The 24902-nt window shown below is 76.1% G+C and carries 24 protein-coding genes; 16 read left to right on the top strand and 8 right to left on the bottom strand.

Annotated features, from left to right (window positions below; all coding sequences use genetic code 11):
• Positions 1-9 precede the first annotated feature (9 nt).
• Entirely contained in the window at positions 10-399 is a 390-nt protein-coding gene (locus CCE01nite_RS10895) for a pyridoxamine 5'-phosphate oxidase family protein (RefSeq protein ID WP_034634188.1), read from the top strand.
• A gap of 45 nt (positions 400-444) precedes the next feature.
• Here the strand turns inward: CCE01nite_RS10895 and CCE01nite_RS10890 are convergent, their stop codons facing one another.
• Positions 445-693 carry an RNA-binding S4 domain-containing protein gene (locus tag CCE01nite_RS10890; RefSeq protein WP_034634176.1) on the bottom strand — a complete coding sequence of 83 codons (249 nt, stop codon included), beginning with the start codon at positions 691-693 and terminating at the stop codon, positions 445-447.
• A 74-nt stretch (positions 694-767) separates the two neighbouring features.
• On the opposite strand from CCE01nite_RS10890, the gene hisD reads away from it, so the two are divergent.
• Positions 768-2090, top strand: coding sequence for a histidinol dehydrogenase (gene hisD, locus CCE01nite_RS10885; RefSeq protein ID WP_034634171.1), 1323 nt, complete (start codon positions 768-770; stop codon positions 2088-2090).
• Between the two features lie 27 nt (positions 2091-2117).
• Here hisD and CCE01nite_RS10880 read toward each other — a convergent pair whose 3' ends face one another.
• A complete protein-coding gene (locus CCE01nite_RS10880) occupies positions 2118-4376 on the bottom strand; it encodes a RecQ family ATP-dependent DNA helicase (protein WP_034634163.1) in 2259 nt (752 codons plus the stop codon).
• Positions 4377-4465: 89 nt separating this feature from the next.
• On the opposite strand from CCE01nite_RS10880, the gene CCE01nite_RS10875 reads away from it, so the two are divergent.
• The 6 genes from CCE01nite_RS10875 to CCE01nite_RS10850 all read left to right on the top strand — a co-directional run bounded on the left by CCE01nite_RS10875 (position 4466) and on the right by CCE01nite_RS10850 (position 9436).
• Positions 4466-5581, top strand: coding sequence for a histidinol-phosphate transaminase (locus tag CCE01nite_RS10875; RefSeq protein WP_034634153.1), 1116 nt, complete (start codon positions 4466-4468; stop codon positions 5579-5581).
• Positions 5578-6186 carry an imidazoleglycerol-phosphate dehydratase HisB gene (hisB, locus tag CCE01nite_RS10870; RefSeq protein ID WP_034634141.1) on the top strand — a complete coding sequence of 203 codons (609 nt, stop codon included), beginning with the start codon at positions 5578-5580 and terminating at the stop codon, positions 6184-6186. The genes CCE01nite_RS10875 and hisB overlap by 4 nt, the downstream gene beginning before the upstream one ends.
• Positions 6183-7070, top strand: coding sequence for a hypothetical protein (locus tag CCE01nite_RS22125; RefSeq protein WP_246056454.1), 888 nt, complete (start codon positions 6183-6185; stop codon positions 7068-7070). Before hisB ends, CCE01nite_RS22125 begins: the two co-directional genes overlap by 4 nt.
• 88 nt (positions 7071-7158) lie before the next feature.
• The gene (hisH, locus tag CCE01nite_RS10860) at positions 7159-7806 is read left to right on the top strand and encodes an imidazole glycerol phosphate synthase subunit HisH (protein WP_141372345.1); all 648 of its coding nucleotides are present in this window, start codon (positions 7159-7161) and stop codon (positions 7804-7806) included.
• Positions 7807-7898: 92 nt separating this feature from the next.
• Positions 7899-8639, top strand: coding sequence for a bifunctional 1-(5-phosphoribosyl)-5-((5-phosphoribosylamino)methylideneamino)imidazole-4-carboxamide isomerase/phosphoribosylanthranilate isomerase PriA (priA, locus tag CCE01nite_RS10855; RefSeq protein WP_141372344.1), 741 nt, complete (start codon positions 7899-7901; stop codon positions 8637-8639).
• A complete protein-coding gene (locus tag CCE01nite_RS10850; protein ID WP_141372343.1) occupies positions 8636-9436 on the top strand; it encodes an SseB family protein in 801 nt (266 codons plus the stop codon). Before priA ends, CCE01nite_RS10850 begins: the two co-directional genes overlap by 4 nt.
• Positions 9437-9579: 143 nt before the next feature.
• Here CCE01nite_RS10850 and CCE01nite_RS10845 read toward each other — a convergent pair whose 3' ends face one another.
• The 3 genes from CCE01nite_RS10845 to CCE01nite_RS22120 all read right to left on the bottom strand — a co-directional run bounded on the left by CCE01nite_RS10845 (position 9580) and on the right by CCE01nite_RS22120 (position 12374).
• Entirely contained in the window at positions 9580-10014 is a 435-nt protein-coding gene (locus tag CCE01nite_RS10845) for a hypothetical protein (RefSeq protein WP_218026474.1), read from the bottom strand.
• A gap of 135 nt (positions 10015-10149) precedes the next feature.
• Positions 10150-10899 (bottom strand): S1C family serine protease, encoded by a 750-nt coding sequence (locus CCE01nite_RS10840; protein ID WP_141372342.1) that lies wholly within the window; start codon positions 10897-10899, stop codon positions 10150-10152.
• Positions 10896-12374, bottom strand: coding sequence for a hypothetical protein (locus tag CCE01nite_RS22120; protein WP_246056494.1), 1479 nt, complete (start codon positions 12372-12374; stop codon positions 10896-10898). Before CCE01nite_RS22120 ends, CCE01nite_RS10840 begins: the two co-directional genes overlap by 4 nt.
• 114 nt (positions 12375-12488) lie before the next feature.
• Here CCE01nite_RS22120 and CCE01nite_RS10830 point away from each other — a divergent pair, with 114 nt between their 5' ends.
• On the top strand, positions 12489-13802 hold the full coding sequence (locus CCE01nite_RS10830; protein ID WP_141372341.1) for an MFS transporter: 1314 nt from the start codon (positions 12489-12491) through the stop codon (positions 13800-13802).
• Positions 13803-14036: 234 nt separating this feature from the next.
• Here CCE01nite_RS10830 and CCE01nite_RS10825 read toward each other — a convergent pair whose 3' ends face one another.
• The 3 genes from CCE01nite_RS10825 to CCE01nite_RS10815 form a co-directional block, all read right to left on the bottom strand.
• Positions 14037-14423 carry a DUF1844 domain-containing protein gene (locus CCE01nite_RS10825; protein ID WP_141372340.1) on the bottom strand — a complete coding sequence of 129 codons (387 nt, stop codon included), beginning with the start codon at positions 14421-14423 and terminating at the stop codon, positions 14037-14039.
• Between the two features lie 208 nt (positions 14424-14631).
• Complete coding sequence (locus CCE01nite_RS10820) at positions 14632-16137, bottom strand: catalase (protein ID WP_141372339.1); 1506 nt, start codon at positions 16135-16137, stop codon at positions 14632-14634.
• Between the two features lie 110 nt (positions 16138-16247).
• On the bottom strand, positions 16248-16667 hold the full coding sequence (locus tag CCE01nite_RS10815; protein ID WP_141372398.1) for a Fur family transcriptional regulator: 420 nt from the start codon (positions 16665-16667) through the stop codon (positions 16248-16250).
• 409 nt (positions 16668-17076) lie between these two features.
• Here CCE01nite_RS10815 and infC point away from each other — a divergent pair, with 409 nt between their 5' ends.
• The 7 genes from infC (at position 17077) to pheT (ending at position 24794) form a co-directional block, all read left to right on the top strand.
• A complete protein-coding gene (gene infC, locus CCE01nite_RS10810; RefSeq protein WP_246056487.1) occupies positions 17077-18246 on the top strand; it encodes a translation initiation factor IF-3 in 1170 nt (389 codons plus the stop codon).
• 88 nt (positions 18247-18334) lie between these two features.
• On the top strand, positions 18335-18529 hold the full coding sequence (gene rpmI, locus CCE01nite_RS10805; protein WP_141372337.1) for a 50S ribosomal protein L35: 195 nt from the start codon (positions 18335-18337) through the stop codon (positions 18527-18529).
• Positions 18530-18589: 60 nt separating this feature from the next.
• Positions 18590-18976, top strand: coding sequence for a 50S ribosomal protein L20 (gene rplT / locus CCE01nite_RS10800; RefSeq protein ID WP_141372336.1), 387 nt, complete (start codon positions 18590-18592; stop codon positions 18974-18976).
• Between the two features lie 157 nt (positions 18977-19133).
• Positions 19134-20081 carry a TrmH family RNA methyltransferase gene (locus tag CCE01nite_RS10795; protein WP_141372335.1) on the top strand — a complete coding sequence of 316 codons (948 nt, stop codon included), beginning with the start codon at positions 19134-19136 and terminating at the stop codon, positions 20079-20081.
• 98 nt (positions 20082-20179) lie between these two features.
• Entirely contained in the window at positions 20180-20803 is a 624-nt protein-coding gene (thpR, locus tag CCE01nite_RS10790; protein WP_141372334.1) for an RNA 2',3'-cyclic phosphodiesterase, read from the top strand.
• A 374-nt stretch (positions 20804-21177) separates the two neighbouring features.
• Positions 21178-22236: a phenylalanine--tRNA ligase subunit alpha gene (gene pheS / locus CCE01nite_RS10785; RefSeq protein ID WP_141372333.1), complete on the top strand. Its 1059-nt coding sequence runs from the start codon at positions 21178-21180 to the stop codon at positions 22234-22236.
• Positions 22236-24794, top strand: a complete 2559-nt coding sequence (pheT, locus tag CCE01nite_RS10780) for a phenylalanine--tRNA ligase subunit beta (protein WP_141372332.1) — start codon at positions 22236-22238, stop codon at positions 24792-24794. The genes pheS and pheT overlap by 1 nt, the downstream gene beginning before the upstream one ends.
• The last annotated feature ends 108 nt before the right edge of the window (positions 24795-24902 follow it).

Below are 24902 nucleotides of genomic sequence, written 5' to 3'. Positions count from 1 at the left end.
TCGCGCCTCGTGCTCGCACTCACCCCCGACCAGCTCGCGTTCGTCACCGAACGGCACCTGGCGACGCTCTCGACGCTGCGGCCCGACGGCTCGCCGCACGTCGTCCCGGTCGGCTTCACATGGGACGCCGAGCGCGGACGCGTCCGGGTGACCACCAAGATCACGTCCGTCAAGGCGCGCCACGTCGCGGGTGCCGGCGGCCCGGTGCGTGCCGCGGTGTGCCAGGTCGACGGGCGCCGGTGGCTCACGCTCGAGGGGGAGATCACGCTGTCGCGCGACGCCGACGAGATCGCCGAGGCCGTCGAGGCGTACGCGGTGCGCTACCGGCCGCGGCCGTTCCAGCCCGAGCGTGTCGTGCTGCACCTCGCGGTCGACCGCGTGCTCGGTTCGGTCCGCTAGCGCGCAGCCCGCGAGGCGCGGGAGCCGGGTCCCGGGCAGGCGACGTCAGCCGACGACCGCGCTCGACGGCCCTGCAGGCAGGTCGACGACGACCACGTCGCCGGTGCGCAGCTGACGCCCCCGGCGCTGCTCGGGCTCGCCGTTCACGGTGACGACCTCGTCCTCGAGCAGCTCGCGCGCGTGCGCGCCCGAGTCGGCAAGACCCGCGAGCTTGAGGAACTGGCCGAGGCGGATGCTCTCGTCGGCGATGGCGACGACCTCGGGCGCCGGACCGCCGGGCTCACGTGTGCTCATGCGCACATCCTCCCCGGTCGAGCGGTGTCGGTGCGACGAGGGGCCGGGAGCGGGCGGATCACTACACTCGAGGGGTGATCTCCCGGATCGACCTGCGCGGTCGCACCCTGTCCCGTCGCGAGCTGCTCGACGCCCTCCCGCGTGCGGAGGTGGACGTCGAGACGGCCGCGGTCACCGTGGCGCCGATCCTCGCGGACGTCCGCGCGCACGGCGCCGCGGCGCTGCGCGACCTCGCCGAGCGGTTCGACGGCGTGCGCCCGGTGCACCTGCGCGTGCCCGCGGAGGAGATCCGTGCGGCGGTCGACGGGCTCGACCCGGACGTCCGCGCCGCGATCGACGAGACGATCGTGCGGGTGCGCACGGTGCACGCCGCGCAGCGCCCCGCCGACTTCACGGTCGACCTCGGCCCCGGGGCGCAGGTGCGGCAGCGGTGGCTGCCCGTGCGGCGCGTCGGCCTGTACGTGCCCGGCGGCCTGGCGGTGTACCCGTCGTCGGTGATCATGAACGTCGTCGCCGCGCAGGAGGCCGGCGTCGGCTCGCTCGCCGTCGCGTCCCCGCCGCAGAAGGACTCCGGCGGGCTGCCGAACGCGACGATCCTCGCGACGTGCGCGCTGCTCGGGGTCGACGAGGTCTACGCGGTCGGCGGTGCGCAGGCCGTGGCGATGTTCGCGTACGGCGCGGACGGGACCGACGAGGTCGACGGAGCGGTGCTGTGCGAGCCCGTCGACGTCGTGACCGGGCCCGGGAACGTCTACGTCGCCGCCGCGAAGCGGCTCGTGCGCGGGGTCGTCGGCATCGACTCGGAGGCCGGCCCGACCGAGATCGCCATCCTCGCGGACGGTACGGCCGACGCGGTGCACGTCGCGGCCGACCTCATCTCGCAGGCCGAGCACGACCCGCTGGCCGCCGCGGTGCTGGTCACGCCGTCCGCCGAGCTGGCCGGGGCCGTCGCCGCCAAGCTGGGCGACCGTGCGCCGAGCACGCCGCACTCGGCGCGCGTCCTGACCTCGCTGTCGGGTCCGCAGTCCGCGATCGTGCTCGTGGACGACCTCGACGCCGGCCTCGAGGTGGTCAACGCGTACGGCGCGGAGCACCTCGAGATCCAGACGGCGGACGCCGCGGGGGTCGCCGACCGGGTGACCAGCGCCGGGGCGATCTTCGTCGGCCCGTACTCGCCCGTCTCGCTCGGCGACTACATGGCGGGGTCGAACCACGTCCTGCCGACCGGCGGCTGCGCGCACTTCACGAGCGGGCTCGGCGTGCACTCGTTCCTGCGCGCCGTGCAGGTCATCGAGTACGACGCGACCGCGCTCGACGAGGTCGCCGACCGCATCGTGGCGTTCGCCGAGGCCGAGGGTCTGCCCGCGCACGGCGAGGCGGTCCGCGCGCGCTTCTGAGCCGGGCGCGCCGTCGCCGGCGCCGGCTCAGCCCACCGCGAGCACGAACGGGTGCACGGCCTCCGCGCCGGCCTCGCGCAGGAGGCGCGCCGCGACGGTGAGCGTCCAGCCGGAGTCCGTCCGGTCGTCGACGAGCAGGACGGCGCGCCCGGGCAGGCCGGCCGCCGCCGCGGGGGACAGGTCGAGCTCGAGCCGGCGCGCGACCCCCGCGAGGCGTTGCGCGGAGTTGACGTCGTGGCGGCCGGGCGGCACACCGTCGACCGGGCGGACGACCCCGACGACGGGGACGCCGAGGTGGCGCGCGACGCCCTCGGCGAGGTGACGGACGAGCGTGGGACGCGTCGCGGACTCGACGAGCACGACCCCCGCGGGAGCCGGCTCGGGGTGCCACGCGTCGAGCACCTCGACCACCGGGCGGCGCAGCGGGACGGGGAGCCCCTCGTCGCGCGGCCCCGGGTCGCCGTCCGGTCCGAGGTCGGCGCCGCCCCCGCCCGGCGCCGCGAACAGGTCGCGCAGCAGCCCGCCCCAGCCGATGCCGTCGAGCCGCGCGACCGCCCTCCCCGACGACGCCTGCACCCCGGGGGCGATCCGCCCGCTCAGCTCGACGCCGAGCGCCGCCATCCCGGACGGCCACATCTTGCGCGGCTCGACCTCGACGCCGGGGACCGCGAGCCGCTCGCGCGCGGCCTCGACCTCGGCCTCGTCGGGCGCGACCCCGGCGCTCGCGCCGCCGCACACGTCGCACCGGCCGCACCGCCAGGCCGCGCCGTCGGGCCCGGTCAGCTCCGGGTCGTCGAGCGCGCGACGCAGGAACGCCATGCGGCACGTCTCGCCGCGCACGTACTCGACCATCGACTCCTGCTCGGCGGCGCGGGCGGCGGCGACCCGCTCGTACCGCTCCGCGTCGTACTCCCACGGCTCGCCCGTCGACTGCCAGCCACCCGTGACCCGGCGCACGGCGCCGTCCACGTCGAGCACCTTGAGCATGAGCTCGAGGCGGTTGCGGCGCAGGGACACGTGCGTCTCGAGCGCCGCGGTCGAGAGCGTGCCGTGCGCCTCGAGCGCCGCGAGCGTCGCGCGGACCTCCTGCGCGGGCGGGAAGGCCATCGAGGCGAAGTAGTCCCAGATCGCTCGGTCCTCCCGGCCGGGGAGCAGCACGACCTCGGCGTGGTCCGTCGCGCGGCCGGCGCGGCCGACCTGCTGGTAGTACGCGATCGGCGACGCGGGCGCCCCGAGGTGCACGACGAACGCGAGGTCGCCCTTGTCGAACCCCATGCCGAGCGCGGACGTCGCGACGAGCGCCTTGACCCGGTTCGCGAGCAGGTCCGCCTCCGCGGCCTCGCGCTCGGTCGGGTCCGTCTGCCCGGTGTACGCGCGCACGTCGAGCCCGCTCGCGCGCAGGTGCTCCGTGACCTGCTGCGCCGCCGCGACCGTGAGGCAGTAGACGATGCCCGACCCGTCGATGCGCGGGAGGTTGTGCGCGAGCCACGCGAGCTGGGCGGAGGTGTCGGGCAGGCGGGCGACCGTCAGGTGCAGGCTCTCGCGGTCGAGCGGGCCTCGCAGGACCAGCACGTCCTCGAGCGCCGACGCCGTCGCGCCGTCCGTGCCGTCGACCGGCGCGCCGCGCACCGCGAGCTGCTCGGCGACGTCGCCGGTCACGCGCGCGTTGGCCGTCGCGGTCGTCGCGAGCACCGGGATGCCGGCGGGGAGGTCGGCGAGCAGCGTGCGGATGCGGCGGTAGTCGGGCCGGAAGTCGTGGCCCCAGTCCGAGATGCAGTGCGCCTCGTCGATCACGACGAGCCCGGCGTCGGCCGCGAGCCGGGGGAGCACCGTGTCGCGGAAGGACGGGTTGTTGAGCCGCTCGGGAGACACGAGAAGCACGTCGACCTCGCCCGCAGCGACGCGCTCGTGCACGGCGTCCCACTCGGTGACGTTCGCGGAGTTGATGGTCTCGGCGCGGATCCCGGCGCGCGCCGCGGCGGCGACCTGGTTGCGCATGAGCGCGAGGAGCGGCGAGACGATGACGGTCGGCCCCGAGGGCTCGCCGCCGCCGGCGCCCGCGCGCAGCAGGGCGGTGGCGACGAAGTAGACGGCCGACTTCCCCCACCCGGTGCGCTGCACGACGAGCGCGCGGCGCCGGTCCGCGACGAGCGCCTCGACGGCGACCCACTGGTCCTCGCGGAGCACCGCGTCCTCCCGGCCGACCAGGGCCCGCAGCGCGCGCTCCGCCTCCTCGCGCAGCGCCCCTCGGTCGACGTCGGCCAGGGTCGTCGCACGAGGGGTCATGCGCTCGATCGTAGGTCGAGCCTCGGACACGTCGTCCGCGCGTCGGCCACGGGCGAGAGCCCCGGGCGCCGCTGACTACGATCGGTGGCGTGAGCGCCCCCACGTCCCGACCCGTCCTGCCGCTGCGCCCCGAGATCGTCGGGGTCGCGCCGTACGGCGCGCCGCAGCTCGACGTGCCGTACCTGCTCAACGTCAACGAGAACCCGTACGCGCCGGCCCCGGACGTCGTCGAGGACATCGCGCGCGACGTCGCGTCGGCCGCGGCCACGCTCAACCGGTACCCCGACCGCGACTTCCTCGCGCTGCGCGAGGACCTCGCCGCCTACCTCGCGACCGAGTCGGGCGTCACGCTCGCGCCCGAGCAGCTCTGGGCCGCCAACGGCTCCAACGAGGTCATGCTGCACCTGCTCCAGGCGTTCGGCGGACCCGGGCGCACCGCGGTCTCCTTCGCCCCGACGTACTCGATGTACCCCGAGTACGCGCGCGCGACGTCGACGACCTGGGTCGAGGGCCGCCGCGCCGAGGACTTCAGCCTCGACACCGCCGCCGTGGCCGCGATGGTCGCCGCGGAGCAGCCGTCCGTGGTGCTGCTCGCGAGCCCGAACAACCCGACGGGCACCGCCCTGCCGTGCGAGACCGTCGAGGCGGTGCTCGCCGCCGCGGCCGGGGTCCCGGGCGGGTGCGTCGTCGTCGTCGACGAGGCGTACGGCGAGTTCCGCCGCACCGGCACACCCTCGGCGCTCGAGCTCCTGCCGGCGCACCCGAACCTCGCCGTGAGCCGCACGATGTCCAAGGCGTTCGGCCTCGCCGGCGCCCGCCTCGGGTACCTCGCCGCGGCGCCGGCCCTCGTCGACGCGCTGCGCGTCGTGCGCCTGCCGTACCACCTCTCGGCCGTGACGCAGGCGGTCGCGCGGGCGGCGCTGCGGCACGCGCCGGCGCTCATGGCGCAGGTCGGCTCGCTGCGCGACGAGCGCGACGCCCTCGTGGTGTGGCTGCGCGAGCGCGGGCTGACGGTCGCGGACTCCGACGCGAACTTCGTGCTGTTCGGCCTGTTCGACGACCGGCACGCGGTCTGGCAGGGTCTGCTCGACCGGGGGGTCCTGATCCGCGAGGTCGGGCCCCCGGGATGGCTGCGGGTGTCGGTCGGCACCCCGGAGGAGACGGCGGCGTTCAAGGACGCCCTGGTGGAGGTGGCAGCGCTGTGAGCGCAGGGAAGCGGACGGGGCGCGTCGAGCGCACGACGAGCGAGTCGAGCGTGCTCGTCGAGCTCGACCTCGACGGGTCCGGCACGACCGACATCTCGACGACGGTCGGGTTCTACGACCACATGCTCACCGCGCTGGGCAAGCACTCGCTGATCGACCTCACGGTCCGCGCGACGGGCGACACGCACATCGACGCGCACCACACCGTCGAGGACGTCGCGATCGCCATCGGCGAGGCGCTGCGCCAGGCTCTCGGCGACAAGCGCGGGATCTCCCGGTTCGGCGACGCGCTCGTGCCGCTCGACGAGGCGCTCGCGCAGGCCGTCGTCGACGTCTCGGGGCGCCCGTACCTCGTGCACTCGGGCGAGCCGGAGGGGCAGGAGTACCACCTCATCGGCGGTCACTTCACGGGGTCGCTCACGCGGCACGTGCTCGAGTCGATCGCGCACCACGCGGGCATCTGCCTGCACGTGCGCGTGCTCGCGGGCCGCGACCCGCACCACATCGTCGAGGCGCAGTTCAAGGCGCTCGCGCGGGCCCTGCGTGCCGCGGTCCAGCCGGACCCCCGGGTGACGGGGATCCCGAGCACCAAGGGCGTGCTGTGAGCGCGGGCCCGGGCCAGGGGCGCGACGACGAGCTCCCCGAGGGCTTCACGGTGCCGGACGACCTGTCGGCGCTCTTCGACGCGCCCGACGAGGAGCGGGCAGGCCCGGCGACCGGGGCGGGCTCGGACGCGCAGCCGCCGGCCGGCGCGGGCGATGCCGAGGCGGCAGGGACGACGGCCGCGGTCATCGGTCCTGACGACGCGGCGCCGGGTGCCGGGGGAGCGGCGGGCGCTCCCGCCGCGGGTGCCGGCGTCGACGACGTCCCCTCCGCCGCGGTCGCCGGTAGCGACGCCGGCGCGCCGGCCGAGGGCGCGGTCGCCGGTGCGGTCGCGCCGGCCCCGGACGCTCGAGCGGCCGACGACGCCGACGCCGACGCGCCGGTGGCCCACGCGTCCGACGACGTCGCGGGCGCCGAGGTCCCCGACGACCTCTCCTCGCTCACGGACCCCGGGGCGGCCGAGGCGCCGTCGGTCACCCTCGTGCTGACCCAGGTCGCCGCAGCGGCCCCGCTCGCCGCCGCGTGCGCGCTCGCCGGGGTCGCGGTCGACGTCGTGCCGTCGCCGGTGGGTGCGCTCGCGGTGCTGCGGGACCCCCGGACCGGGCCGGACGGCGCCGCGGCCATCTCGAAGCTGCTCAAGACCGTCCCCGTGATCCTGCTCGAGCGCCGCAGCGGGCAGATCACCGCGACGCGCTGGGCCGGCGGGCAGAAGGGCGACGAGCTGCCCGCCGGCCTCGTGCTGTCGGACGCACCGGCGGTGCTCGAGGACCTGCTGCTCGGTGGCGCCTCGGTCGGCGACGTCGACGGCGTGGTCACGAGCGTCGGGCTGTCGCGCTGGAAGGCCATGCGCCTGCTCGCGCAGTCCGCGCGCGGGATGCGCGGCTGAGCCGACCGGCGTACCGCGGCGGCGGCGCCGCGGTCTCACGGGTCGCCCGTGGACCGCGGGCGGCGGCTCGCCCCGGTAACCTGGGAGGGTGTCCAGCCAGCCTCGCGTCGTCGTCCTCGACTACGGCTTCGGCAACGTCCGATCCGCCGTCCGCGCCCTCGAACGCGTCGGGGCGCACGTCGAGCTGACGGCCGACGCGCACGCCGCCGCGGAGGCGGACGGGCTGGTCGTCCCCGGCGTCGGTGCGTTCGCCGCGGTCATGTCCGGCCTGCGGGACGTGCGCGGCGACCAGATCGTCGACCGCCGCCTCGCCGGTGGTCGCCCCGTGCTGGGTATCTGCGTGGGCATGCAGGTCATGTTCGAGGCCGGGGACGAGCACGGCGTGCGGACCGACGGCCTCGGCGAGTGGCCGGGCCTCGTGGACCGGCTCGAGGCCGACGTCGTCCCGCACATGGGGTGGGCGACGGTCGACGCGCCCGAGGGCACGACGCTGTTCGCGGGCATCGAGGACGAGCGCTTCTACTTCGTGCACTCCTACGCGGCGCGCACCTTCCCGCTGACGGAGGGTTCTCCCGAGGAGCGGCTCGCGCCGCCGCGCGTCACGTGGGCCCAGCACGGCGACCGCTTCGTCGCCGCCGTCGAGAACGGCCCGCTCTCCGCGACGCAGTTCCACCCCGAGAAGTCGGGTGACGCGGGTGCCCAGCTCCTGACGAACTGGGTCGACTCCCTGCGCTGACCGTCCGCGCCCCGAGCACCGGGGCACGTGGGCCGGGCGCGCCCGGCCACCCACCCGAGCAGGTGCCGCACGGCGCCGACGAGAGGACCCCCATGACCGACCGCCTCGAGCTGCTGCCCGCCGTCGACGTCGCCGACGGGCAGGCCGTGCGCCTCGTCCAGGGCGAGGCCGGCTCCGAGACCGGCTACGGCGACCCCCTCGCCGCGGCGCTCGACTGGCACGCGGGCGGGGCCGAGTGGATCCACCTCGTCGACCTCGACGCCGCCTTCGGTCGAGGGTCGAACGCGCCGCTGCTGGCGGACGTCACCGCCGACCTGTCCGCCAAGGGCGTCAAGGTCGAGCTCTCGGGCGGCATCCGTGACGACGCGTCGCTCGAGCGGGCGCTCGCGACGGGCGCGACGCGCGTGAACCTCGGCACCGCCGCGCTGGAGGACCCCGAGTGGACCGCGAAGGTCATCGCGAGCCACGGCGCCGCGATCGCGGTCGGGCTCGACGTGCGCGGGACGACGCTCGCCGCGCGGGGCTGGACGCAGGAGGGCGGCGACCTCTGGGAGGTCCTCGCCCGGCTCGACGACGCCGGGTGCGCGCGCTACGTCGTGACCGACGTGACCAAGGACGGCACCCTGCGCGGGCCGAACCTCGACCTGCTGCGCGAGGTGTGCGCGCGCACGAGCGCCCCGGTCGTCGCCTCGGGCGGCATCTCGAGCCTCGCGGACCTCGAGGCCCTGCGCGCCCTGGTCCCGATCGGTGTCGAGGGCGCGATCGTCGGCAAGGCGCTCTACGCCCGGGCGTTCACGCTGCCGGAGGCGCTCGACGTCGCCGGACGGCCGTGACCCCTCCGCGCGAGCTCCCCCCGACGTCCGCGTTCGCGGGGGACGACGGCGGCTGCGACCCGGCGCTCGCGGAGGCGCTGCGGGCGCTCGGCGCGGGCACCGGATCGCTCGCGGGCGTCGTGGCGGCGCTCGCGGGGACGCGCGTCCTGGTCCCGGTGCTCGCGGAGCTCGAGGCAGCGGGAGTCGTCGAGCACGGCGGGCACGAGCACACGGTCGACAAGGAGGCCTCGGCGGGGATCGTCGCCCTGCAGGCGCCCGACGGCCGCACCGCGCTGCCGGTGTTCTCGTCGGTCGCGTCCATGCAGGCGTGGCGGCCGGACGCGCGCCCCGTCCCGACCGACGTCGCGCGGGCGGCGCTCTCGGCCGTCGAGGAGCGGTGGGAGCTCCTCGTGCTCGACCCCGGAGGTCCGGTCACGGTGCTCGTGCCTCGGCCCGCGGTGTGGGCGCTCGCGCAGCAGCGGGACTGGGTGCCCGCGGTGCGGCGCGTGCCCGGGCGGGCGGACGCCCTTCCCGGCGGGGCGCCGACGCCCGGCGTCGGGGGTGCGGACGGCGGGAGCGAGGTGGACCCGGACGTGCGCACCGCGCTGCGCGATGCGCTCGCGGGCGTGCCGGAGGTGCTCGGGGTCGACGCCCGGCCGGGCCGTCGCGCGGAGGTCGCGGTGCTGCTGCGGCTCGTGCCCGGTCTCGACCGCGCACGCCTCGACGCCGTGCTCGCGCGCGTCAACGGCGCCCTCGCGGCGGACGAGACGGTGACGCTGCGCGTCGACTCGCTCGAGCTGCGGCTGCTCGCGGGCTGACCGCGCTCGGCGGACCGACCCCACTCGCGGGCCGACCGCACCGGCGGTCCGACCGCACCGGCGGACCGACCGCACCGGCGGATCGAGCGAACCTGCGATCCGACCGCACCGGCGGACCGATCGCACCGGCGGACCCGCGCAGGTCACCTGCGGCGGCGCAGTGCCCAGGCCAGCGAGAACGCGCTGAGGACGACCGCGCCGACGACCTGCCCGCCCAGGACGACCCGGTTCAGGTCGAGCGCGGGTCGCCAGTGCACGCCGGCGTCGTCGACCACGTAGACGCCGACCGCGCGCACGCGCGTCGCGTACCCGCCACCGCCGCCCGAGCCGCCGCCCTCGCCGCTGCTCGTCCCGCCGCCCGCGCCGACCTCGCCGGTCCCCGACCCGGTCATCACGGCCCCCTGCACCTTCGCCACCGGGATCACCGTGGTGCCGCCCCGCTCGTACGCCTCACCGAAGACGCGTCGGACCGTCCACGTGTCGCTCGCTGCCCGGGTCAGCGCGGCCGGGTCGAAGCGTGTGCGCGCGTGCGTGGGCGCCGCGTCGTCGGGCTGCTCGGGGTGCGGGGTCGCGGGCACGGGTGCCTCCGGGAGTCGTCGGTCGACCCACCTTGGCAGCGTCGGCGGCGCCCCACAACGGTCGGCGGCGGGGTGGGGGGCGGCAGGGCGCGACGGTGCGGGTGCGCGGTTCGCGGGAGGGGCGGCGCGTGCCGGTCAGGACGACGTGCAGGACGTCGCGGGGGCGAACGCCGTGGTGTCCGCGAGCAGCGTGCGCAGGGTGCTCACCGGCACGACGAAGCTCTGGCCGGTCGTGTTCTTCGCGTACACGACTCCGATGACGCGGCCCTCGCTGTCGAGCGCCGCGGACCCCGAGCTGCCCGGCTCGACCGGGGCGTCGGTCACGAGCACCTCGCCCAGGTTCTCGTTGAGGGGGTCGGTCGTCGAGCCGATGACGTGCCCGCTCGTGACCGTGAGCTGCCCGCCCTTGGGGTAGCCGACGACGCTCACCGCGTCGCCGGGTGCGGGGTCGGCGTCCGCGAGGACCGGTGCGGCAGGCAGCGGCTCGGCGGTGCGGACGACCGCGAGGTCGGCGAGCGCGGCGGTCTGCGCGGCGGTCACGGCGATGTCACGCCCGTCGTACGTGCTCAGGTGCAGGTCCGCCGAGTCGGCTACCACGTGACGGTTCGTGATGAGCGTCGTCTCGTCGATCGCGAAGCCCGAGCCGGTCGACAGCGACGAGCAGCCGATGTTCCGGATGCGGACCGCCATCCGCTGCGCGGCGTCGAAGCCGTCGGGGGACAGGTTGCCCTTCTGCGTCGGGGTCGGCGCGGCGACGGTCGAGGGGACCACGTCGTCCGGCATCGGCCCCGGCATCGACGGCACGACGCCGCACCCGGTGAGCGTGAGGGCGGCGCACACCGCCGCCGTCAGCGCGGCACCGCGGCGCGTCCGTGCGCGGGTCATCGCTCGAGCTCGAGCTGCAGCGCGGCGTTCGCGTCGCGTGCGGCGCCGCAGACCCGCTGCACGTCGGTGCGGAAGCGGGCCAGGTCCGCCGCGTCGTAGGCGGCCGCGTTCTCGAGGTAGCTGATGAGCTGGAACTGGCCGTCGACGCACGTGTCGAGCGCGCCTGCAACCTTGCCGGCGGCCTCGGAGACGCGGGCCTGGTAGTCGACGAGCTGGCGCTGGGCCTCGCGCTCGTCGCCGATCTGCGCCTTCTCGTCGGCCAGCTCCGTGATCCGGGCCTGGGCGGTCGTGAGCTGCGCGCGGACCGCCTCGAGCTCGGCGAGCACTCCCTCGAGCTCGGCTCGCTGCTGCGTGAGCTCGGTGCCCGTCGTGCGCGCGACCTGTTCCCACTCGGCGGCCCGCTCCTCGTGCGCGCGCGTGAGCACGACGAGGTACGTCGCGAGGGCGAGCGTCAGCGCGAACAGCATCGCGAGGACGATGACGGGCCAGGGCCGGCGCCGGTGGCGTGCAGCCGGCGCCTCGGGAGCGGCGTGCGGCGGCGGCGTCCACGCGCCCGGTCGGGCACCCGAGTGGGCCCCGCCCCCGTGGTGCACCGGGTCCGCGACGCCCGCGCGCGGGTCGGGCCCGGCGGGGGTTCCCACCGCCGGCAGTACGCGGGTGGAGTCGGGGTCCGGCCCGGACACCGACGGGAACGCGGGCCGGTCCTGCGGCCGGGGCGAGCCGGCGTGGGGCGGCTGACCGACGGGACGCGCCGCGACGGTCGGGGCAGCGTCGCCCGCGACCGCCGGGGTCCGGGCGCCGCCGGTCGTCGCTCCTCCGGACAGGGCTCCGGGGCGAGGGGCAGGTTCCGTCCGCGGCTCGCCGGCGAGGGCACGCGGGGACGAGGACTCCTCGGTCCGCGCGTCACCCGCCAGGGCCCGCGAGGGAGCGGAGCTCTCGGTCCGGGCCACTCCCGGCGGCGCGGCCGCGGGGCGGACGTCCGTGGCCCGCGGCTGCACGGCCGGAGGCCCCGAACGGGAGGACTCCGCCGCGCGCGGGTCGCCGGTGGCCGTCACGGGGGTGGGCGCCTCGTCGGTCGGGCGGTCCGCGGCCGGCGCCCTGCCCGTGGTGCTGCCGACGTCCTCGCCGCGCCCCCGGTGCGTCGCGTCGACCTCCGCGCCCGCGGGCGGCACCGACTCGGGCGTGCCGTCCGCCGGGGCGGCGGGGCCGGGCACGGTGCGCTGCGCCGGCTCGTCGGTCGAGCGGCCGGCGAGCGGTGCAGGCGTGCGCACGGGGGAGAGAGTCACATCGCCGCGCGTCCCGTCCGTCCGTCCGGCCGAGCCTGTGACCGCGGACGTGGCGGGGACGTCCGGTCGGGCGAGGCGCGGCTCGCGCGCGGGCGCGCGGAGCGGCTCGGCGAGGAGGTCGAGGTGGTCCGGCAGGCCGCGGGCGCCGGGCGCGGCGGTGCCCCCCTCGGTGTCCGGCTCACGCGTCACGGTCCCAGGATAGAGCGGGACCGGGTGAACCCCGCCGCCGGTCCGCGCGACGGCGGGACCGGCGCCCGGCGAACCCGGATATCACGGTGCTCCGTGTCGGGGGCCCAGGAGACAATGGCGTCCGTGTCCCTCTCGCCGTACGTCGACCTGCTGCGCCTGCCCGGCGTCCTCCGCCTGGTGCTCGTGGCGCTCGTCGCGCGCGTCCCGCACGCCGCCTCGGGCGTCGTCGTCACGCTCCACGTCGTCCTGACCCTCGACAAGGGCTACGGCCAGGCGGGAGTCGTCGTCGCCGCCGTGACGATCGGGTCCGCGATCGGTGCGCCGTGGCGCGGGCGGCGCGTCGACACCCTCGGCCTGCGCCGGGCCCTCGTCCCGTCGGTCGTCGTCGAGTCGGCGGTGTGGGTCGTCGCCCCGTTCCTCGGGTACGAGGCGCTCGTCGTCGCGGCGTTCGTCGCCGGTCTGTTCCTCGTCCCGGTGTTCTCGGTCGTGCGTCAGTCGCTGGGCGTGCTCGTGCCGCCCGCGCAGCAGCGGACGGGCTTCGCGCTCGACTCGGTCGGCACCGAGCTCACCTTCATGCTCGCGCCGGTCGTGGGGGTGCTGGTCGCGACGCAGCTCTCGACGACGGTCGCGCTCGTGTCCGTCGGCGTCTCGACCGTCGCCGCCGGCGCGCTGCTCATCTGGTTCGACCCGCCGACGCGCACGTCGCAGGTGCACGCGCGGGCCGCCGCTGCCGCCTCCGTGGACGCCGAGGGGGCCGTGCCCCTCGCGACCCCGGTCCCCGCCGGCCCGGTGCCCGGTGCGTCGGTCGTCCGCGTCGTGACGCCCGCGCTGATGGTCGTCCTGGCCGCGGCGGTCGCGGTGTCGTTCGTGCTCAACGCGACCGACGTGTCCATCGTCGCGGCGCTCGAGAGCTGGGACCGCGAGTCGTCGGTCGGCTGGGTCATCGCGCTGTGGGCGGGCGGCTCGGTCGTCGGCGGGCTCGCCTACGGCGCCGGCCGCCGCGCGGTGCACCCGCTCGTGCTGGTGCTCGTGCTGGCGCTGCTGACGCTGCCCGCGGCGATCGCCGGGACGCCCCTGCTGCTCGCGGCCGCGGTCGTGCTCGCCGGCGTGCCGTGCGCGCCCGCGCTGTCCTCGATCACCGCGGCTCTCGTCCGGCTCGCCCCCGAGGAGCGACGCGGGGAGGTCATGGGGTGGCAGGGCACCGCGATGACGGTCGGTGCGGCCGTCGGTGCGCCGCTCTGCGGCTGGTTCATCGACCGGCACGGTGCGGGCGCCGGCTTCCTGACGGCGAGCGTGCTCGGCGTCGTGCTCGCCGGTGGTGGGCTCCTCGTGCTCCGGCTCTCCCGCGACCGCTCGCTGCGGTCGGCGACCGGCACGGCGCCGGACGCCGTGGACGAGGCACCTGTCGCGGTCGACGCCCGCGGCTGAGGCGGCCGGACGCTGCAGGCTGCGTGCCCGCAGCCGCAGCCGCAGCCGCAGGCGGCGGACGGCGGACGGCGGGCCCGGCGACGCGTGGAGCCTGGACACCCTGCGGTGGGCGGACGGTTCGATGTGCGGGCCCAGGGCGTGCAGAGGACCCGCGCTCTGCGGCGTGCGGGCGCGGTGTGTGCCGGCCGTTCGAGGTGCGGCCCAGCGGCGTGCGGCCGCCGGGCGGCAGCCTCGTCAGACGACCGAGCCGGTCAGCTTCTCGCCGGGCCCCTCGCCGGGCGCGTCCGGGAACGGCGACGCCTCGCGGAACGCGAGCTGCAGCGACCGCAGCCCGTCGCGGAGCGAGCGTGCGTGCTGGTTGCCGAGGTCCGGGGCCGAGGCGGTCACGAGAGCGGCGAGCGCGGTGATGAGCTTGCGGGCCTCGTCGAGGTCGAGGTAGTCCTCGCCGCGGCCGTCCTCGGTGTCCGGGCTCAGTCCGCACTTGACCGCGGCGGCGCTCATGAGGTGCACGGCGGCGGTCGTGATGACCTCGACGGCGGCGACGTCGGCGATATCGCGGACGGCCTCCGTGTCGGACGTGCGGGGGTCGACGGGGCTCGTGCTCGCGTTGTGCTCGGACATGTCCCGATCCTCTCATCGCGCGCCGGTGCTGCGGTCGCGGCGTCAGCCCGCCGAACGCTGCCACCGTCACGGTCGGGGTGCCGCCGTCGGCCCATGCCTGCCGGCAGTGCAGCCGCCCACGACGCCGGCCTCCGGACGCGGGCAGGGCCCGCACCAGACGCGGTGCGGGCCCTGCGGCCGGTCCGGGGAGGACCGTCCTGCTCGTCGGTCAGGCGACCGGGACGCTCGCCGTCGCCGGCTCACCGGTCTCGAACGGCGCGGTGCCGGCGAGGGCCGCACGCAGCGCGGCGCCGAGGCCCGCGTCGACGTTCGTCCAGTAGCCGATCGCGCGCTCGCGGATCTCGTCGCTCTTGACCGCACCGACGTGGCCGGTGATCGTCTCGAGGAACCGGGCCCGTGCCGCGTCGTCGAACACCTCGCGGTAGAGCGTGCCGGCCTGCCCGAAGTCGTCGTCCTCCGGGTGCAGCGTCGCGGCCGAGCGCTGCAGGGCGCCGTCCGACTCCCAGCCCGGCGACTCGGCGGCGCGCGCCGGGTCGGCTGCCGCGCCACCCACCGAGTTCGGCGCGTAGACCGGGACGCTCGGGGCGTTGAACGCGTAGCGCGCCGCGCCGTCCTTCAAGTACGAGTAGACCGGCGCGGCGTGGGGCGCGTTGACCGGGAGCTGCGCGTGGTTCGTGCCGACGCGGTACCGGTGGGCGTCGGCGTAGGAGAAGATCCGCGCGAGCAGCATCTTGTCGGGGCTCGCCGCGATGCCGGGCACGAAGTTGCTCGGCGCGAACGTCGCCTGCTCGATCTGCGCGAAGTAGTTCTCGGGGTTGCGGTTGAGCTCGAGCTGACCGACCTCGATGAGCGGGTAGTCGGCGTGCGGCCACACCTTCGTCAGGTCGAACGGGTTGAAGCGGTACTCCGCGGCGTCGGCGTACGGCATCACCTGGACCGAGAGCGTCCAGGACGGGAAGTCGCCGCCCTCGATGGCCTCGTACAGGTCGCGGATGTGGTGGTCCGCGTCCGAGCCGGCGAGCTGCGCGGCCTCGTCGGGCGTGAAGTTGCGGATGCCCTGGTTGGTCGTGAAGTGGTACTTGACCCAGAACCGCTCGCCCGCGGCGTTGATCCACTGGTACGTGTGCGAGCCGAAGCCGTCCATGTGCCGCCACGACGCCGGGATGCCGCGGTCGCCCATGAGCCAGGTCACCTGGTGGGCCGACTCGGGGGACAGCGACCAGAAGTCCCACTGCATGTCGTTGTCGCGCAGGTGGCTGCCCGGCAGGCGCTTCTGCGAGTGGATGAAGTCGGGGAACTTGATGCCGTCGCGGATGAAGAAGACGGGGGTGTTGTTGCCGACGAGGTCGTAGTTGCCCTCGGTCGTGTAGAACTTCAGCGCGAAGCCGCGGGGGTCGCGCCACGTGTCGGGGGAGCCCTGCTCGCCGGCGACGGTCGAGAAGCGCAGCAGCGTCTCGGTCGTGGTGCCCTTCTGGAACAGCGCGGCGCGCGTGTACGCGCTCACGTCGTGCGTCGTGGTGAACGTCCCGAAGGCGCCGCCGCCCTTGGCGTGCACGATGCGCTCGGGGACCTTCTCGCGGTTGAACTGCGCGAGCTTCTCGACGAGGTAGTGGTCGTGCAGCGCGATCGGGCCGTCGGCGCCGACGGACTGCGAGTGCGCGTCCGACGCGACCGGCGCGCCGGCGTTCGTGGTGGTGTACGGGACCTGGGACACGGTGGTTCCTTTCACGAGGCCGGGCAGGGCCGGCCGGGGACTGCCGCGCGGCGACGGAGCCGGCGGAGCGGGGGAGAGGCGGGGGGCCGGGCGGTGCCGCGGCGTGGGGGTCAGCTGGTTCCGGCGGAGCGGCAGTCGGGGCACAGGCCCCAGTACGTGACCTCGGCGCTCTCGATCGTGAACCCCGACGTCGAGCTCGGCACGAGGCACGGCGCGTGGCCGACGGCGCAGTCGACGTCGTCGAGCGCGCCGCAGCCGCGGCACGCGACGTGGTGGTGGTTGTCACCGACCCGGCGCTCGTACCGCGCGGGGTGCCCGGCCGGCTCGATGCGCCGGAGCAGCCCGGCGTCGGTGAGGGCGCGCAGGACGTCGTAGACCGCCTGGACGGACACGGTGGGCAGCGTGCGGCGGACCTCGGTCAGGACGGTGTCGGCGTCGGCGTGCGGGTGGGCACCCACGACGTCGAACACGGCGAGCCGCGGCTCCGTGACGCGCAGGCCGCGCTCACGCAGTGCGGCGGGGAGGTCCATGACCAGCAGGTTCTCATCTTTTCTGGAATGGTTCAAGTAAGGTGAGGCTCCGTCGGTGAGGGCTGCTTCGGGTCTCGTCAGGGCTTCAGGTTCCGTTCGCACGCAGCGGGCTGGAGGTGGGTCGCAGGGGTGGACGACGACCGTGGGCGCGGGCGTTCCCGCAGATCCCGCGTGCGTGGTAACCTCGACAACGACCAGCCGCGTCCTGCTGCCCCGAAACGGGTGGAGGGGTGCGGCGTACAAGTGGAGCTGATCCCACCCGAGCGTCGACCGCTCGCGACCTGCACGCACAGGGCGCGACGACAGAGGCCGGGTCCGGTCCGAGGAGCGCGTCGCGGTTTCCGCGGTGCGCACCTGGTGTCGTGCCGCCCGTCGGCGCCTCACCGACACGGACCTGTGAGGCCCCCACCTGTACCCAGGGCGGGGGCCTTCCTCGTACCCGGGGTCCCACGACGAGTTCAAGGAGCACCACATCAGCGAGCCCCGCATCAACGATCGGATCCGCGTCGCCGAGGTCCGCCTGGTCGGCCCCAACGGCGAGCAGGTCGGCATCGTCCGCGTGGAGGACGCACTGCGCCTGGCCCAGGACGCCGACCTCGACCTCGTCGAGGTCGCACCGGACGCCCGCCCGCCCGTCTGCAAGATCATGGACTACGGCAAGTTCAAGTACGAAGCAGACATGAAGGCCCGCGAGGCCCGGCGCAACCAGACGAACACGGTCCTCAAGGAGATCCGTTTCCGGCTGAAGATCGACCCGCACGACTACGGCACCAAGAAGGGCCACGTCGAGCGCTTCCTCGCGGCCGGCGACAAGGTCAAGGTCATGATCATGTTCCGTGGCCGCGAGCAGTCGCGCCCGGAGATGGGCATCCGCCTGCTGCAGCGGCTCGCCGCCGACGTCGCCGAGCTCGGCTTCGTCGAGAGCTCGCCGAAGCAGGACGGGCGCAACATGATCATGGTGCTCGGGCCGACGAAGAAGAAGGCCGAGCAGAAGCAGGAGCAGCGCCGCGTCGAGAAGACGCGTCCGCCGCGTGAGCAGCCCGAGACGATCGAGTTCGACGTCGACGCAGCCACCGCGACTGCCGCCGCTCCCGCACCCGCCGCCGCTCCGGCGGTGCAGGCCGAGCCTGCCGCTGCCGTCGCCACGCCCGTCGCCGCCGCGACCGCTCCGGCTCCGGCGTCGACCCCGGTCGCCGCGCCCGCTCCGGCGGCTGCCGCTCCGGCTCCCTCGCGTCCCTCGGCTCCGCGGCCGCCCGCCCCGGCGTCGCGTCCCGCTGCCTCGGCACCGCGTCCGGCGAGCTCCGGTGCGCGTCCGGCGTCCTCGGGCGCCGGTCGTCCCGCGTCGTCCTCGCGTCCTGCGGGGAGCGCGGCGCCGGCCAGCCGGCCGTCGTCCGCCTCGGCACCGCGTCCCGCGGCCGCCCCGGCGCCGGCACCGGCCCCGCGTCCCGCGGCGGCCACGCCCGTCGCCGCGCCGAAGCCGTCGGCGCTGCCCAAGCCGGTCCCGCGACCGGCCCCGAGCGGTGTGAAGCCGGCCCCACGCCCGGCGCCCTCGTCGAGCAGCGAGGACGCCAAGGCCTGACTTCCCCACGGGGGTCCACCACCTGGACCCCCGCACGAACGAGTCGCGCGGCCCCGCGCGATGCGACCTCAAGGAGAGAGCGGCAGCCATGCCGAAGAACAAGACGCACTCCGGTGCCAAGAAGCGCTTCCGGATCACCGGCAGCGGCAAGGTCATGCGCGAGCAGGCAGGCGGGCGTCACCTGCTCGAGCACAAGTCGAGCCGCCGTACGCGCCGCATCGCCGGTGACGTCGTCGTCTCCGCCGCTGACACCCCCAAGATCAAGAAGCTGCTCGGCAAGTGAGCCGTGGGCGCGCGAGCGCCCCGGACTCACCTGTGAGCCCCGAAACGCAAGGAGCATCACGTGGCACGCGTGAAGCGGGCGGTCAACGCCCAGAAGAAGCGCCGCACTACCCTCGAGCGCGCCAGCGGCTACCGCGGCCAGCGCTCGCGCCTGTACCGCAAGGCGAAGGAGCAGGTCACCCACTCCCTCGTCTACGCCTACCGTGACCGCAAGGCGCGCAAGGGCGACTTCCGCAAGCTGTGGATCCAGCGCATCAACGCGGCGGCTCGCGAGCAGGGCATGACGTACAACCGCCTCATCCAGGGCCTCAAGCTCGCGGGTGTCGAGGTCGACCGTCGCGTCCTCGCCGAGCTCGCCGTCAGCGACGCCCCGGCGTTCGCTGCGCTGGTCCAGGTCGCGAAGGCGGCTCTCCCGGCCGACGTCAACGCCCCCGCCTCGGCGGCCTGACGCCCGTTCGCACACGCGCGACGCCCCCGTGGTCCACGTGACCGCGGGGGCGTCGTCATGCGTGCGGGGCGCGCCGTGCCCGTCGTCGGCCCGGCGCGTCCGGGTGTCGGCAGGTCCGGCTCGCCCGAGCCCGCCCGCAGCGCGAGAGGATGACGCCATGAGCGCCACGCACGACCCCGCCGGCCCCGGCGCGGTGAGCCCCGTGCTCGACAACCCCCGCGCGGACCGGGTCAAGGCGGTGCGTGCGCTCGCCGGACGCTCCGCGCGCGTCCGCCACGGGCAGTTCCTCGTCGAGGGGCCGCAGTCGGTGCGCGAGCTCGTGCTCGAGGACGCGCCGCACGTGCGGGACCTGTACCTGACCGAGGCCGCCGCGGACCGGTACGAGGAGATCGTGGCGGCGGCCCGCGCCGGCGGGGTCCGCACGCACCTCGCGACCCCGGCGGTGCTCGACGCGATGAGCCCGGACGCCCAGCACGTGCTCGCGGTCGCCCGGCCGCGCGCGGTCGCCCTCGAGGAGGTCCTCGCCGCCTCCCCACGGCTCGTCGCGGTGCTCTCGCGCGTGCGTGACCCCGGCAACGCCGGCGCGGTGATCCGCGCGGCCGACGCGGCGGGCGCCGACGCCGTCGTGCTCACCGCGGAGAGCGTGGACGTGCACAACCCCAAGGTGGTCCGCTCGACGGCCGGGTCGCTCTTCCACCTGCCCGTCGTCACGGGCGTGACGCTCGCCGTCACCGTCGCGGCGCTGCGCTCCGGCGGGCTCGCGGTGCTCGCCGCCGACGGGACGGGCGAGCACGACCTCGACGACCTGCTCGACGTCGCCGGGCAGGGCAGCGCGCCCGGCCTCGCGGCGGCGACCGGCACGGCAGCGATGGCCGGCTCGGCGGTGACGCCCGGCTCCGCGGCGGCCCCAGGGTCCACGGCGACGCCCGATCTCGCCCGCCCGACCGCCTGGGTCTTCGGGAACGAGGCGTGGGGCCTGCCGGATGCCGACCGTGCGCTGGCCGACGCCGTCGTCCGGGTCCCGATCCGCGGCCGCGCCGAGTCCCTCAACCTCGCGACGGCCGCCACGGTGTGCCTGTACGCGAGCTCGCGCGCGCAGCGCTGACTCGGCCGGCGCGTCCCGGTGGCCGGGGGTCGCGGCGACCCGCCGGGGGGCGCGCGGCGCGCTCACCCGCAGGGCGTCGGTGCTGAGATCCTGGTGCCGTGCGCCTCTTCGCCGCGGTGCGGCCTCCCGCTGACGTCCTCGACCACCTCGACCTCGCGCTGCGCGTCGTGCGCGCCGGCGCGGTGGCCGACGAACGGACGTCCCCGGTGCGCTGGACCGCGGAGGAGAACCGGCACCTGACCGTCGCGTTCTACGGCGAGGCGCCCGCCGGGGTGTCCGACGACCTCGCGCTCGGTCTCGCGCGCGTCGCGGAGGAGGCCGACCCGTTCGAGCTGCGGCTGCGCGGAGCCGGGGTGTTCTCCCACCGCACGCTGTGGGTCGGGGCCAGCGGTGAGGTCGAGGCGATGAACCGCCTGAGCGCCCGGGCGGTCGACGCCGGGGAGCAGGCCGGGACCCGTCCGGACGAGCGCGTCCGCTCGCGCCCGCACCTGACGGTCGGGCGGGTCAGCCCGTCGGCCCGGCCGACGCGTCGCTCGCGCCGCCGGCCCGACGACGAGCCGCCGAACGCCCCGATCGAGGCGCTGGTGCGCGCGCTGGCCGTGTACGAGGGGCCCGCGTGGACCGTGGAGGAGCTGCTGCTCGTCGAGTCGGAGCCCGGTGCGGGGCGCGCCGGCGGGCCGCTGTACACCCCGGTCGAGTCCTGGCGGCTCGGCGGGGCGTGAGCCCGCCGCACGCCGGGGTCGGGCGGCGGCAGCGCGAGCAGGCGACACCGCGCGTCCATGTCCCGCGGGCGGCCCTGCGACACCGGCCGGTCGGGGCACCACGCGAGCACCCGCCCGACGACGCCCGTGTGGCAGCATGGCTCCCATGCCAGCCTCGCGCCTCGACGCACCGGTGACCCGTGGTCGCCGATTTCCCGGGCCCGTTCCCGGGCCGCGCCGCTGACGCTGCGCAGACGACCGAGGCGCCCCCGCGCGGGGCGACCTGAGACGCTCGCCCCGCGAGCCGCCGGTCCCCGGAACGGGCGCCACTAGACTGCCCAGCTGGCCGGGACCCTCGTCGGACCGGCCGCACCCTCCCCGCCTGGAAGGTCCGCATGTCCTCCTCACCCCTGTCCCCGCTCGACGCCGACGGCGTCGAGGCGGCGCTCTCGGACGCGCTCGCCGCGCTCGCGAAGGCCTCCGACCTCGACGAGCTCAAGGCCGCGCGCCTCGAGCACGTCGGCGACCGCAGCCGGCTGTCGCTCGCGAACCGCGAGATCGGCCGGCTGGCCCCCGCCGACAAGGCCGTCGCCGGCAAGCTCCTCGGCTCGGCGCGCGGTCGTCTGGGCGCCGCGCTCGCCGCGCGCCAGACCGAGCTCGAGGCCGAGCGTGACGCGCGCGTGCTCGTCGAGGAGCGCGTCGACGTCACGCTCCCCGCCGAGCGCCGGACCGCCGGAGCGCGCCACCCGCTCGAGACGCTCCAGGAGCGCATCGCCGACATGTTCGTCGCGATGGGCTGGGAGATCGCCGAGGGGCCCGAGGTCGAGGCCGAGTGGTTCAACTTCGACGCGCTGAACTTCGGGGTCGACCACCCGGCCCGCCAGATGCAGGACACGTTCTTCGTCGAGGGCGCCGCGCCGGGGGAGCCGTCGGGCCTCGTGCTGCGCACGCACACCTCCCCGGTGCAGGCGCGCGCGCTGCTCGAGCGCGAGCTGCCGGTCTACATCGCGTGCCCGGGCAAGGTGTTCCGCACCGACGAGCTCGACGCGACCCACACGCCGGTGTTCCACCAGGTCGAGGGCCTCGCGGTCGACAAGGGCCTGACGATGGCGCACCTCAAGGGCACGCTCGACCACTTCGCGCGCACGGTCTTCGGTCCCGAGGCCCGCACGCGGCTGCGGCCGGCGTACTTCCCGTTCACGGAGCCGAGCGCCGAGATGGACCTGTGGTTCCCGCAGAAGAAGGGCGGGGCCGGCTGGATCGAGTGGGGAGGGTGCGGGATGGTCAACCCGAACGTGCTGCGCGCCGCGGGCATCAACCCCGACGTGTACTCCGGGTTCGCGTTCGGGGTCGGCGTCGAGCGCGCGCTCATGCTGCGCCACGGCATCGCCGACATGCGCGACATGGTCGAGGGCGACGTGCGGTTCTCCGCGCAGCTGGGAGGGGTGGCCTGATGCCGCGCATCCCGCTCACGTGGCTCGCCGAGCACGTCGACCTCCCGGCCGGCACGACCGCCGAGCAGCTCGCTGCCGACCTCGTCCGCGTCGGGCTCGAGGAGGAGGCGGTCCACCCCGCCGCCGTCACGGGCCCGCTCGTGATCGGCCAGGTCGTCGAGCGCACGCCCGAGCCGCAGAAGAACGGCAAGACGATCAACTGGTGCCGCGTGGACGTCGGCGCGCACAACGAGGAGGACGGCTCGCCGCGCGGCATCGTGTGCGGCGCGCACAACTTCGACGTGGGGGACCGCGTCGTCGTCGCGCTGCCCGGCGCGGTGCTGCCCGGGCCGTTCCCGATCGCCGCCCGCAAGACGTACGGGCACGTGTCCGACGGCATGATCTGCTCCGCGCGCGAGCTCGGCCTCGGCGAGGACCACGACGGCATCATCGTGATCTCGCGGCTCGGGCTCGACGCCGAGCCCGGGACCGACGCGCGCGAGCTCCTCGGGCTCGGCGAGGAGGTCCTCGAGATCAACGTGACGCCGGACCGCGGCTACTGCTTCTCGATGCGCGGCGTGGCCCGCGAGTACTCGCACTCGACCGGTGCGACGTTCCGCGACCCGGGGCTGCCCGTGCCGGACGCGCCTGCGGGCGGGGGCTTCGCCGTCGAGCTCGACGACGACGCGCCGATCGACGGGGTGCCGGGCGCGGACCGCTTCGTCGCGCAGGTCGTGCGCGGTGTCGCCGCTGCCGGCCCGTCGCCCGCGTGGATGCAGCGCCGGCTGACCCAGGCCGGGATGCGGCCCATCTCGCTCGCGGTCGACGTCACGAACTACGTGATGCTCGACCTCGGCCAGCCGCTGCACGCGTACGACCTCGCGCAGCTCGCGGCGCCGGTCGTGGTGCGGCGCGCCCGCGACGGCGAGCGCCTGCGCACGCTCGACGGCCAGGACCGCGTGCTGTCCACCGAGGACCTGCTGGTCACGGACAGCCCGGCGGGTGCGCGCGCGAGCCGCATCCTCGGCATGGCCGGCGTGATGGGGGGCGCGGAGTCGGAGGTCGGCGAGGCGACGACCGACCTGCTCGTCGAGGCGGCGCACTTCGACGCGATCAGCGTCGCCCGCACGGCACGGCGCCACAAGCTCCCGAGCGAGGCGGCCAAGCGCTTCGAGCGCGGCGTCGACCCCCGGCTCGCGCGCGTCGCGGTCGCCCGGGTCGTCGAGCTGCTCGTCGAGCACGGCGGCGGGACGCCCGACGCCGGGCTGACCGACGTCGACCGCACGGGCGAGCCCCCGGTCGTCGAGCTCGCGCTCGACCTGCCGTCGCGGCTCGTCGGCGTCGAGTACACCCCCGAGCAGGTGCGCGAGACGCTCGCCGAGATCGGGTGCGAGGTCACGGACGCCGACGTGCCGGAGCGCGTGCGCGTGCGGGTGCCGAGCTGGCGCCCCGACCTGGCCGTGCCGGTCGACCTGGTCGAGGAGGTCGCGCGCCTGCGCGGGTACGCCGAGATCCCGTCGGTCCTGCCGGTCGCTCCGGTCGGGCGGGGGCTGACCGACGGTCAGCGTGCTCGCCGGGCCGTCGCCGGTGCGCTCGTCGGCGCCAGCTGGGTCGAGACGCTCAGCTACCCGTTCGTCGCCCCCGAGCAGCACGACGTGCTCGGGCTGCCCGCGGACGACGACCGGCGGCGTGCCGTCCGGCTCGTCAACCCGCTCGACGACTCGCAGCCCGAGATGCGCACGAGCCTGCTCGCGACGCTGCTCGACACCGCGCGCCGCAACGTGAGCCGCGGGACGACCGACCTCGCGGTCTTCGAGATCGGGCTCGTGACCCGCCCGGTCGCCGGCGCGCACCCCGCGCCGCGCCTGCCGGGCGGTGTGCGGCCCTCCGACGAGGACCTCGCCGCGCTCCGGACGGCGGTCCCGGCGCAGCCGCGACGGCTCGCCGGCGTGCTCACCGGTCACCGCGACCCCGCGGGGTGGTGGGGTCCGGGCCGGCGCGCGGACCACTCCGACGCGATCGCGGGCGCGCTGCTGGTCGCCCGCACCCTCGGGGTCGAGCTCGTCGTGCGCCAGGACGCGGACCACGCGCCGTGGCACCCGGGCCGGTGCGCGCGCCTCGAGACGGCTGACGGCGCGCTCGTCGGGCACGCGGGCGAGCTGCACCCGAAGGTCGTGGCGGCGCTCGACCTCCCGGTCCGTGCGGCGGCGTTCGAGGTGGACCTCGACGTGCTGCTCGCAGCCGCGCCGACCGAGCCCGTCCAGGTCGTCGAGATCTCGACGTTCCCGGTCGCGAAGGAGGACGTCGCGCTCGTCGTCGACGCCGACGTGCCCGCGGGCGACGTGCAGGCGGCCGTCCGGGCGGGTGCGGTCTCGAGCCCGGCGGGCGACGTGCTCGAGGAGCTGCGGCTGTTCGACGTCTACACCGGGCCGCAGGTCGGCGACGGCAAGAAGTCGCTCGCGTTCTCGCTGCGGCTGCGGGCCGCCGACCGCACGCTGACCGCCGAGGAGACGGCGGCGGTGCGCGAGGCCGTGGTCGCCGAGGCGGACCGGCGGTTCGGGGCGCACCTGCGCGCCTGACCGGTCGAGCACGCACCAGGGCGTCCGTTCCCTCCGGGGAGCGGGCGCCCTGGCGCGTCCGGCGGCGCTCGCGCGGTGCGCGTCGAGGCCCGCCGGCGCGCCGCGGCA

The sequence above is a fragment of the Cellulomonas cellasea genome, assembly GCF_006538745.1.
Lineage (GTDB): Bacteria > Actinomycetota > Actinomycetes > Actinomycetales > Cellulomonadaceae > Cellulomonas_A > Cellulomonas_A cellasea.
This window is presented reverse-complemented; position numbering and strand designations above follow the sequence as displayed.

Coding starts and splice junctions, on each gene's coding strand:
- CCE01nite_RS10890 (WP_034634176.1), bottom strand. CDS start 693: ATGAGCACACGTGAGCCCGGCGGTCCGGCGCCCGAGGTCGTCGCCATC.
- CCE01nite_RS10880 (WP_034634163.1), bottom strand. CDS start 4,376: ATGACCCCTCGTGCGACGACCCTGGCCGACGTCGACCGAGGGGCGCTG.
- priA (WP_141372344.1), top strand. CDS start 7,899: ATGACCGACCGCCTCGAGCTGCTGCCCGCCGTCGACGTCGCCGACGGG.
- CCE01nite_RS10840 (WP_141372342.1), bottom strand. CDS start 10,899: ATGACCCGCGCACGGACGCGCCGCGGTGCCGCGCTGACGGCGGCGGTG.
- CCE01nite_RS10830 (WP_141372341.1), top strand. CDS start 12,489: ATGGCGTCCGTGTCCCTCTCGCCGTACGTCGACCTGCTGCGCCTGCCC.
- CCE01nite_RS10825 (WP_141372340.1), bottom strand. CDS start 14,423: ATGTCCGAGCACAACGCGAGCACGAGCCCCGTCGACCCCCGCACGTCC.
- CCE01nite_RS10815 (WP_141372398.1), bottom strand. CDS start 16,667: ATGGACCTCCCCGCCGCACTGCGTGAGCGCGGCCTGCGCGTCACGGAG.
- rpmI (WP_141372337.1), top strand. CDS start 18,335: ATGCCGAAGAACAAGACGCACTCCGGTGCCAAGAAGCGCTTCCGGATC.
- CCE01nite_RS10795 (WP_141372335.1), top strand. CDS start 19,134: ATGAGCGCCACGCACGACCCCGCCGGCCCCGGCGCGGTGAGCCCCGTG.
- pheS (WP_141372333.1), top strand. CDS start 21,178: ATGTCCTCCTCACCCCTGTCCCCGCTCGACGCCGACGGCGTCGAGGCG.
- pheT (WP_141372332.1), top strand. CDS start 22,236: ATGCCGCGCATCCCGCTCACGTGGCTCGCCGAGCACGTCGACCTCCCG.